This window comes from Salegentibacter sp. (assembly GCF_041642575.1).
Taxonomy (GTDB): Bacteria; Bacteroidota; Bacteroidia; order Flavobacteriales; family Flavobacteriaceae; genus Salegentibacter.
In genome coordinates, this window is record NZ_JBEPWD010000148.1 from 1,309 (window position 1) to 3,618 (window position 2,310).

The window sequence follows — 2,310 nt, forward strand, 5'->3', positions numbered from 1 at the left end:
GTGCCGGTGGTTATTGGGGGGATCGCCCTTTTTCTCTTTCTTGTCTCCCGTCATAGCGATCTCAAGGATAAAGCCGATAAGCAAAAAGAACTCATCAGGCTAAACGAGCTGGAGATAGATATTCTGAAAACCCGGAATTTCCAGGATCTTCCCGAGGGAACTGAGTTTGAAGATCCTAAGCACGCATTTGGGCAGGATATCGATCTCTTCGGAAGAGGTTCTTTCTTTCAGTATCTTAACCGCACAGCACTTTATGAGGGCACCAAAAAACTGGCAGCTATGCTTACTGAAAATTCTATAGAGAGAATTCCGGAAAAGCAGGAGGCCATAAAAGAATTGGAACAGAAACCTAAATGGCGTCAGGAATTCACTGCCCTGGCCCGTCTGGTTAAAACCGAAACTCCTTCTAAAACCGTGGTGCAGTGGTTAAAAAAATACAGGAATTTCGTGCCCGCTTATATGAAATGGCTGCCTACAGTTTTTTCAGTGCTTTCCCTGCTGGTGATCGTGGGCTATTCCCTGGATTATTTCAAGGGGATTCATCTTTTCTTATGGTTTCTGGCAGGTCTTCTTTATACGGGCATCTATCTAAAAAAGATCAATTTGCTTTCGGGTAGTGTGAGCAAGGTGCAGGATACCTTTCACCAATATCATCATTTGCTGGCATTGCTGGAAAATATTGAATTTTCTTCTGAAATTCTAGAAAAGAATCAGCAGCTCATTCGAACAGAAAAGAAAAAAGCTTCAGCGATTTTCAAGGAGTTTTCCAAAGCAATTGATGCCCTGGACCAGCGCAATAATATGCTATTTGGAATTTTTGCTAACGGATTCTTGCTCTGGGATCTAAGGCAGAGTTATAAACTTGAAAAATGGATCTCGGCTTATCGGCAAAATGTTGCCCACTGGTTTGAGGTCATTGAAACTACCGATGCCTTAAACTCCCTGGGGAATTTTTCTTTCAATCATCCGCATTATGTCTTTCCGGAGATCAATGCAGAAGAGAAGGGAATTTCGGCAACAGCCCTGGCGCATCCGCTTCTGGATCCTGAAAAACGAATTGCAAACGATTTCAGCATAAATAACGAGGAATTCTTTATTATCACCGGGGCCAATATGGCCGGTAAAAGTACGTTTCTTCGTACGGTTTCCCTTCAGATCCTGATGAGCAATATCGGTCTCCCCGTTTGTGCCGAAAGCTGTAGATATTCGCCGATTAAACTCATCACCAGTATGCGAACCAGTGACTCACTGAGCGATGATGAATCCTATTTCTTTTCAGAATTAAAACGTCTGAAATTCATCGTAGACGAGATCAAAACCGACAGGTATTTTATTATTCTCGATGAGATCCTGAAAGGCACCAACAGCAGCGATAAGGCCATAGGTTCAAAGAAATTTATCCGGAAACTGGTAGGATCAAAATCTACCGGAATCATCGCAACTCACGACCTGAGCCTGTGTGAGATTACTGCTGAATTACCACAGGTGAAAAATCATTATTTTGATGCTGAAATTGTAAATGATGAGTTGTTTTTCGACTATAAATTTAAAGATGGGATTTGCCAGAATATGAATGCTTCGTTTTTGCTTCGGAAAATGGAAATTGTAGATGATTAATATTGAAGAGGATTAGATGCTGAAACAAGTTCAGCATGACGACGGATACAAAACCAGCTTACGTCACCCTGAATTTATTTCAGGGTCTAATTTGTTAAAAAGATTGCCCTCAGAAAGAAAAAATAAATGGATTCATTAACTCAAATAGTTCTCGGCGCCGCGGTAGGTGAAGCAGTGCTTGGCCGGAAGGTTGGAAATAAAGCAATTCTTTACGGTGCCATCGCCGGGACCATTCCCGACCTTGATACCTTTGCCAGTCTTTTTACCGATACTATCACCGCGATAGAAGTGCATCGCGGGTTTACGCATTCCATCGTGTTTGCGGTGTTGTTTGCTCCGGTTTTTGGCTGGCTGATTTCAAAAATTGAGCGTAAATCTATTGCAACCTGGAAAAACTGGTCCTGGCTGATGTTCTGGGGGTTTTTTACTCATCCGTTGCTTGATGCTCACACAACCTGGGGGACGCAACTCCTGTGGCCATTAGAAATTAGATTGGCTTATAAAAATATCTTTGTAATAGATCCGCTTTATACCTTGCCGTTTTTGGTGTTCCTCATTCTGGCAATGCGACAAAAACGGGATTCCCGAAAGCGGAGAAAGTATAATAACCTCGGACTCATCATTAGCAGCGTTTATCTGCTGATCATTACTCCCGGAATAAAACTCTATACCTACAATAAATTCACCGATGCC

Annotated in this window: 2 protein-coding genes; both read left to right on the forward strand. The window is 42.3% G+C overall.

Annotated features, from left to right (window positions below):
• On the forward strand, nucleotides 1-1,617 hold a 1,617-nt coding region (locus ACESK1_RS12590; RefSeq protein WP_372920532.1), incomplete at its 5' end, for a DNA mismatch repair protein MutS.
• Nucleotides 1,618-1,743: 126 nt separating this feature from the next.
• Nucleotides 1,744-2,310 (forward strand): metal-dependent hydrolase (locus ACESK1_RS12595; RefSeq protein ID WP_372920533.1); only part of this gene is annotated, 567 nt, incomplete at its 3' end.